We start from the raw sequence: 7,667 nt of genomic DNA, 5'->3' as shown, positions 1-7,667 counted from the left end.
CCTCGGCTAATATAGTAGCTCCTATTATGCCTCCATCCATACCAATGATTGTATATGGTGTTTCAGCGGGTGTATCAATAAAATCGCTATTTATGGGCGGTATTTTTCCTGCTATATATTTCACGGTTATCATGTGTGGCATTTGGTTTTTTGTCTGTAGAAAAGATGGCGTAAAATCTAATGACCCCCCGCTTTCCTTTAAAGAAACGCTTAAGATGTTTTTAAGTGGCTTATGGGCTTTATTACTTCCTGTTATTATTTTAGTGGGGCTTAGAGGTGGCGTATTTACGGCCACTGAGGCAGGGGTTGTTGCAGTAGTTTATGCGTTATTCGTAGGCATTGTAGTTTATAGAGAATTGACTTTAAAGAATTTATTTACTTCTTTTATATCAGCAGCTAAAATGTCAGCGGTGGTAATGTTTTTGGCGGCGGCAGCTAACGTAGCAGCTTATCTTATGACGGTTTCAAGAATACCTCAAGCCATTACAGAGTCTCTTTCTGGTTTGACCAGTCACCCCATTCTATTAATGACGATTTTGATGACCATTATTATAGTCATGGGTACTTGTGTAGACGTGGTTCCTACTATATTAATTATGACGCCTATTATGTTGCCCCTTATTACGGCGGCTGGAATAGATAAAGTTTATTTCGGTATTGTTTTCACCCTTGCTAATGTTTTAGGATTAACCTCACCGCCGGTGGGTCCTGTTCTTAATGTCGCCTGTGCCACCGGGAAGATTCGAATGGAAGAGATAATAAAACCGGTTATTCCGTATTATTTATTCCAAATGGCACTGGTTTACTTATTTATTTTGTTCCCGGGTCTGATTACAGTACCATTAGGCTGGCTAGGGGGTTAATTCTTAGAATTAGTCGACTGATGTATTACACATATATTGATTAATTATAATCCCCCCAAAAGTGTATGCCTTGTGCAATAGGTGAAAGGATGAAAAACCTCCAGAGGAAAATCCTTTAATAGATTTTCCGAGGTAACATACTTAAAGACTTAAGGGGGAGCGGGGACAATGACTTATGTTCTTTCCCCAAAAAGACTTAGGAGGTCTGAAAATGAAATCAGGAATAATAGAAAAAATTGGGGTTATTAAAATAGAAGAAACACCCATGCCTAAAATAGAAAAAGCTGATGATGTTATTATTAAGGTGAAGTATGTAGGCATCTGTGGATCAGATCTACATATTTACCATGGGCAAAACGCCTTCGCTAAATACCCTCTTGTTTGGGGGCATGAAATAGTAGGTCATGTTCATGAGGTTGGGAGAGAAGTTACGACACTAAAGGTAGGGGATAGAGTGGTGGTAGAACCGTTTATCGCCTGCGGAGAGTGTTACTCTTGCAAAAACGGAAGACGAAACGCATGTCAGGAACTAAAGGTTTACGGGGCTCATATTGATGGAGGCTGTGCCGAATATTTTAAAGTTCCCAAGAGCAATGCACATTTATTACCAGATAACGTATCTTTAGAGGATGCGGTTTTAATCGAACCCTTTACCATAGGGGCACAAGCTTGTTATAGAGGGCAAGTGGCAAAGGATGACTTCGTTTTCGTTATGGGTGGCGGAACCATAGGGCTTACAGTGGCGGAAAATGCCAACATTTTAGGTGCTAGAGTCATAATGTCTGATATTGTGGACGAGAAATTAGACTTTGCCAAAAAACATGGTGTAGAGTTTACAATAAACGCAACGAAAGAAAATGTTGCTGAAAGAATTCACGAAATTACTGGCGGAATGGGAGCTAACGTGGTAGTCGATGCTATTTGCAACAAAAAAAGCTTCGAGGATGCTTTAACTTACGTTTCTAATGCTGGAAGAGTAGTAGAATTAAGCTTTAATACAACACCTAGCGAGATAGCGCCCATATTGCTGTCTAAAGGTGAAGTTAGTGTTATGGGCTCACGTCATCAGACAAATCGTTTTCCTGTGGTTATTGAATATGTAAGAGATGAAAAAATAGTATTTGAGAATTTTGTAACTGCATTTTATCCCTTAGAGGATATGGAAAAAGCATTTAAGTATATTGAACAAAATCCAGATAAAACTAGAAAAATAGTAATAAAAATGTATTAATTAAGATGTTTCGTATATTTCCCATCTTTTGGCCGTGGGGAGTCAGGAAGATGACTCTAAGAGGATACTTAGAAAAGATTGTAGATTGGTTTTCAGATTTCTAAGTTATGAAAATATATTAGACATTTGACAAGGCTATACTGCTTTAAGTGTAGCCTTTTGTTTACAGAATAATGTTTATATCTTGTTGTTTTATACTATTGAAAATGAAATTTATTTATGATAGTGTAGATAAGAAACGTGAGAGGGGGTAGAAGAGTGAAGGTTAGAGAAAAGATGAAGCGTGAAACCTCTAGAGAATATGCGTTAAGCGTATTGAAAGATAATATAATAAACCTTGATTTAAAGCCTGGAACCCTAGTGAGTGAAAATACAATGGCTTTAGAGCTGGGTATTTCTAGAACCCCTGTTAGAGAAGCCTTAAGCGAGTTAGCTAACATAGGTATCGTGGAGGTTTTCCCTCAAAGAGGAAGTAGGATTTCTTTAATAGATTATGATATGATAGATGAAACTTATTTCATGCGAAATTTGTTGGAATGCGGGGTTGTTAAAGAGGTTTGCAGGGTTATTAATGAAGCCAATATTGCTGAGTTAGAAGAAAACCTGCGTCTTCAAAATCAGTATTGTATGAATAACAATCCAGAAGGGCTTTTTGAAGCGGATAATGATTTTCATAAAATGCTATTTCAAATTGCAAAAAAGTTAAAATGTTATGATGTGGTCAGAAGCTTTTCTATTCATTTTGATCGATTAAGATTACTTAAGGTTTCGGCCAGTGTTGGTGCGAATAAGATCGTTGAAGACCATAGAGCTATTTTAGAGGCTGTTAAAGAACGGGATGGAGATAAAGCCGTCACCCTTATGCGACAACATTTAAAACAGTATGAACAGGAAAGACAAGAATTATTAAATAAATTTCCAGAATATTTTAAGTGAAAAGACAAGCCGTTGCTTGTCTTTTTTTATTCTCGTAAATATATTATTTTAATATGAAGTCATTATAACTCATTATTTTGATTGGTGAAAGATTTCAAAGAGATAGAGAAGATGGAGCGAAAATAGAAATAGAAATGTATTTAATTAGAATCATTATTCTTCAACAAAGAGGGAATCGCCATCTATGGGGAATACATAAGTCAACATTTTTGCTATAATTTTATCATCAAGGGAGGTAGGTATAAACCATGGATCAGAAAAAAATAGGGAAATTTATAGCTGAGTTAAGAAAGGAAAAGGGTATGACCCAAACAGAATTGGGTGATAAGATTGGAGTTACGAATAAAACGATTTCTCGTTGGGAAAATGGAAATTATATGCCTGACATATCTGTAATTCCTAAGTTATGTGTTGAATTAGGTATCAGCGCTAATGAGTTACTTTATGCTGAGCGCTTAAAGGACTCAGAATTTAAGGGAAAAGCCGATGATCATCTGATAGAAACACTGAACCATATCAAGAATTTCAAACATGAAAAATCTTTTGTTGATTTTCTAACCGGAGCTGGTACGGGCATAGTCCTCTCGTGTATGTACTCACCGTATTCGGATAAAAGAACCATAGTTTTATTAGTAGGTATTTTTATGATTGCATTAGGTTGGTATAAAAAAGAAAAATACGATAAAAAGATATTTCAGTATTTGGGCAATGAAATAGATATTTAAATCAAAAGCTTATAGTTGCGGTTGGGATTGAGTGTACTTTATCCTAAATAATCTTTCAGGGAGATGTGTTCTTTTTACTCTTTCGATCTAAAGAAGATAAATAGGGGAATTGCCAAAGGATAGTGGATTCCATTTAATTTGAAAACAGTGCAGATACCAACATACCTTCATATAATAGAAGTAGTCAATTGACTACATTTTGTTGAATAGTAGGATGGAGGTTCAGTTATGAATAACTTTCTATATGGTCTGACAGGAGACATTGTCACTCCTTTTAACCCGACTTATAATGAAGCAAGACAAGGCTTTAATTCAGCAATTCAGCAGTTTCCTTTAATTATTGTATATTGCGTAACAGAAACCGATGTTTCAAATGCAGTCATTTGGTCTAGAAGACATTGTGTGCCAATTCGCATACGCAGCGGAGGACATAATTATGAAGGGTATTCCAACGGGGATTGCACTTTAGTGATTGATATAAGCAAAATGAACGACATGCAGATTAATGAACGTTCAAATGAGTTGACTGTTCAAGGTGGGGTGACCAATAAGCTGGTATATGAATTTGTTGCATCCAAGGGATATCCTTTTCCGGGGGGGACTTGTCCTACCGTTGGCGTTAGTGGATATGCATTAGGCGGAGGATGGGGACTCTCTTGCCGTAATTTTGGATTGGGTTGTGACAGTTTAAAGGAAATTGAGTTAATTAATTATGAAGGCATCGCCATCAAAGCCAACCGTGAAAACAATTGCGATCTTTTCTGGGCTTGCCGAGGCGCCGGCGGGGGTAATTTTGGCGTAATCGTATCTATGACCTTTAATTTGGCACCAAAGGTAAGCAATGTGACACTGATTGAAATTGATTATTTAAATGTCCATGAGCAAGAGCAGGAAGAATTTCTTTTGGTATGGCAAGAATGGTTAAAAACTGCCGATAAACGGATTACTTTGATTGGTAGGGTTTATCATTCCTCTGAGGATGGATTAGGAATGCTAATTAGAGGAATATTTTATGGCTCAGCGGAAGCGGCAAAGGAAATGATGGCTGACTTTCTTGCCCTTGATAAAGCAGAGTATAATATTGAATTTATGACATTTCTTGAGGCAGTTACAATCATAGGAAGTGTCTACCCAGCATCAGAAAAATTTCAATCTGCAAGTCGTTTTGCTTTCAGGGATTTTACTTCGAATGAAAGAACGGAACTTGTAGATTTAATAAGGAGACGTTCTTCTGGATCTGTGTTTGCGGGAATTTCACTGTATGCATTGGGCGGAAGAGTTTCGGAAATTGGAACTGATGATACAGCCTTTTACTATCGTAATGCAAACTATATAATGTGGCTTGAAACCGTATGGGAGAATCCAGTATACGCAAAAGAGAACAGAGAATGGATTGACATTCGATTCCCTTACCTAGAGGCAATCACCATGGGTTCCTATGTAAATTTTCCATATGGAGAAATATATAACTATTTGCGTGAGTATTATGGAACTCATGCAACGGTATTGAAGAAAATAAAACAGAAATATGACCCTAAAAATATTTTTGCTTTTCCACAAAGTATAGAAAGGGCAAATTTCTATACTGAGGGGGCATCTTTGTGCCAACAATATCCATTTAAAGATGAAATGGAAGGAAAAAGAAATGAAATAGGAGCGGAGAACTATAGGGGCTTTCGATATGTATCAAAAAGATAAGATACAATGCATACTGCTTGAACAAATCAATTATATAGGATTGACTAAAAAGCATCGAAATAAAAAGTTCGGTGCTTTTTCTTGGGTTTGTTTTTCTCTGTTCTATCTATATAATAAGGAGGACATATAAATTATTGTGCTTATTTCGTTTTTTCATGACAATTAAAGTTGGGGGGGTGGACATAATCACGATTCTTTTTACTTGAAGCAAAATATCTTGTAAAAGGTAATCTTAAAGACTACAATAAGAAGAAAGAGTAATAATCATAACTTAGATTTCGATGAAAACAATATACATCGTTCTAATTGGAAGTGTTTATTGTAACACTTCTTGTAGAAAGGAAAGAGACATGGGGAAAGAATCGGCGACAGTTTTGGTTGTTGAAGATAATAGCTTTAGCTGGCAGTTCTTTAAGGCTGTTTTATCTGGTTTGGGGATAGTATCAGAGGTTGCAGGTGATGGTCTAGAAGCAATTGATATGCTTGAGAAAAAAACGTATGGATTGGTTTTTATGGATTGTCAAATGCCGAATATGGACGGATATGATGCAACAAAAAAAATCCGTGCCATGGGAAACAACTTTTATTCAATACCCATTATTGGAATATCTGCCACAGTAACAGACCCAATAAGGGTAAGATGTTTTCGTAGTGGAATGAATGATGTGATTGAAAAACCTGTTGATGTTAATCTTCTCAAAAATATGATCGATACATATTTACCAGATCAGGGGATGGATAGAGGAAATCAAAAAGTAGTTGATTTAGATGGCGAAATTAATTTTGATGATGCGGTTTCATTACTTTGTAAGGAAATGAAAATTTCCGTAGGAGAGGCTACTAATTTATTAAAAGATTTTTTTCACATCTGCAAGCAACTCATTTTAAAGATAGAAAATGCAAGTACAATTGGAAATCAATCAGATGTAGCTAAATATGCCCATCAAATAAAAGGAATGGCTTCCATGATGCGTCTTAGGAAAATTCAAACAATAGCAGATAAGTTGGAAAAGGGTGGTGCTCAAATGACCTGGGAATTGAATCAACTGAAAAAGGTATTGTTTGCGTATGGAATTTGATGAATTGAGGGGTTTTCGTTGTGATTAAAATACTTATTGTGGATGATATGATTATTTTGCGAGAATGTCTAAAATTAGTGATAGGACAAAATTCGGAACTTGAGGTTGTTGGTTGTGCAGGCGATGGAAGAGAGGCTGTTGATTTGTGTTTAAAATTAAAGCCTGATGTTATCCTAATGGATTTGAATATGCCCGTATACTCTGGACATGATGCAATATTGGAGATTAAAAAGTTAGAACCAAGCACGAAAATTCTCGTTCTATCTGTGGAAGATGACGAAAAAAATATAGCAACTGCTTTTAAAAATGGGGCGGATGGATATATTTCCAAAGATATTGTTCCACAGGAACTTTTTGCTGTAATTAAAAAAGCTTTTGCTGGAGAGAAATATATACAAGAATTTGCATTTTTCATAAAAAGAGAAGGAATTGCATCAACAATCTGTATTAATACAGAGGATAAATTTTGCGTGGAGCTGACGGAAAGACAAAGAGAAGTATTAGATTTAGTGGTACAAGGCATGACAAATGAAGAAATAGGAGATACAATTGGAATGTCAGCAGGAAGGGCAAGAAATATTGTGGCGGAGCTGATCTCTAAATTTATGGTGAAAAATCGTACACAACTTGCGGTTATGGCAGTTACGACCCAAATGAATCCGGAAAGAAAATAATTTGTTTTTGTTCAACGGGATTCTCTTATTTCTAATTTAGAGTACATAAATCTAAAATATATTAATAAACAACAAAAAAAGACAAATTAGTCTTGACAGGATAGAAATGGCATGTTATTATAAACTTCCTTGCTGAACAGCTTGGTAAATTTAAACAATTTTTTGCAGTAAGGTTTTATTCATATAAAGCAAAGATGCGACAAAAAAGTTTAAAAAAATGAAAAAAGTATTTGACAAGATTGAATAAATCTGGTAAGATAAATTTCGCTGCTGAAACAGCGAGTTGATCCTTGAAAACTAAACAGTAGAGATACAAACACACAACCCATAGTCAATTCAGCTTATCCGCTATGCGGAGAAGCAAAAGAAGACAAAAGAGTTTACCGATTTCGAAAAAATCGGAAGTAAGCCAGACATTGAGACTGGCAGGACAAAACTTTAATATAAGAGTTTGATCCTGG

At 35.9% G+C, this 7,667-nt stretch carries 7 protein-coding genes; all 7 read left to right on the top strand.

Annotation, left to right across the window (positions count from 1 at the left end; translation table 11 throughout):
* Window positions 1-863: TRAP transporter large permease (locus RTK36_RS02045; RefSeq protein ID WP_312043822.1), on the top strand; the 863-nt coding region annotated here is incomplete at its 5' end.
* Between the two features lie 211 nt (window positions 864-1,074).
* Window positions 1,075-2,094: a zinc-binding alcohol dehydrogenase family protein gene (locus RTK36_RS02040; protein WP_312043820.1), complete on the top strand. Its 1,020-nt coding sequence runs from the start codon at window positions 1,075-1,077 to the stop codon at window positions 2,092-2,094.
* A gap of 258 nt (window positions 2,095-2,352) precedes the next feature.
* Window positions 2,353-3,030 (top strand): GntR family transcriptional regulator, encoded by a 678-nt coding sequence (locus RTK36_RS02035; protein ID WP_312043818.1) that lies wholly within the window; start codon window positions 2,353-2,355, stop codon window positions 3,028-3,030.
* Between the two features lie 248 nt (window positions 3,031-3,278).
* Window positions 3,279-3,755: a helix-turn-helix domain-containing protein gene (locus tag RTK36_RS02030; protein WP_312043816.1), complete on the top strand. Its 477-nt coding sequence runs from the start codon at window positions 3,279-3,281 to the stop codon at window positions 3,753-3,755.
* 228 nt (window positions 3,756-3,983) lie between these two features.
* Complete coding sequence (locus tag RTK36_RS02025; RefSeq protein ID WP_312043814.1) at window positions 3,984-5,453, top strand: FAD-binding oxidoreductase; 1,470 nt, start codon at window positions 3,984-3,986, stop codon at window positions 5,451-5,453.
* A gap of 374 nt (window positions 5,454-5,827) precedes the next feature.
* Window positions 5,828-6,532: a response regulator gene (locus RTK36_RS02020; RefSeq protein WP_312043812.1), complete on the top strand. Its 705-nt coding sequence runs from the start codon at window positions 5,828-5,830 to the stop codon at window positions 6,530-6,532.
* A gap of 20 nt (window positions 6,533-6,552) precedes the next feature.
* Window positions 6,553-7,206, top strand: coding sequence for a response regulator transcription factor (locus RTK36_RS02015; protein ID WP_312043810.1), 654 nt, complete (start codon window positions 6,553-6,555; stop codon window positions 7,204-7,206).
* Window positions 7,207-7,667 lie beyond the last annotated feature (461 nt).

The sequence above is a fragment of the Anaerotignum sp. genome, assembly GCF_031981185.1.
GTDB lineage: Bacteria > Bacillota > Clostridia > Lachnospirales > Anaerotignaceae > Chakrabartyella.
This window is presented reverse-complemented; position numbering and strand designations above follow the sequence as displayed.

Excerpts from the sequence above, each read along its gene's own strand:
- RTK36_RS02030 (WP_312043816.1), top strand. The coding sequence starts at position 3,279 with ATGGATCAGAAAAAAATAGGGAAATTTATAGCTGAGTTAAGAAAGGAA.
- RTK36_RS02025 (WP_312043814.1), top strand. The coding sequence starts at position 3,984 with ATGAATAACTTTCTATATGGTCTGACAGGAGACATTGTCACTCCTTTT.
- RTK36_RS02040 (WP_312043820.1), top strand. The coding sequence starts at position 1,075 with ATGAAATCAGGAATAATAGAAAAAATTGGGGTTATTAAAATAGAAGAA.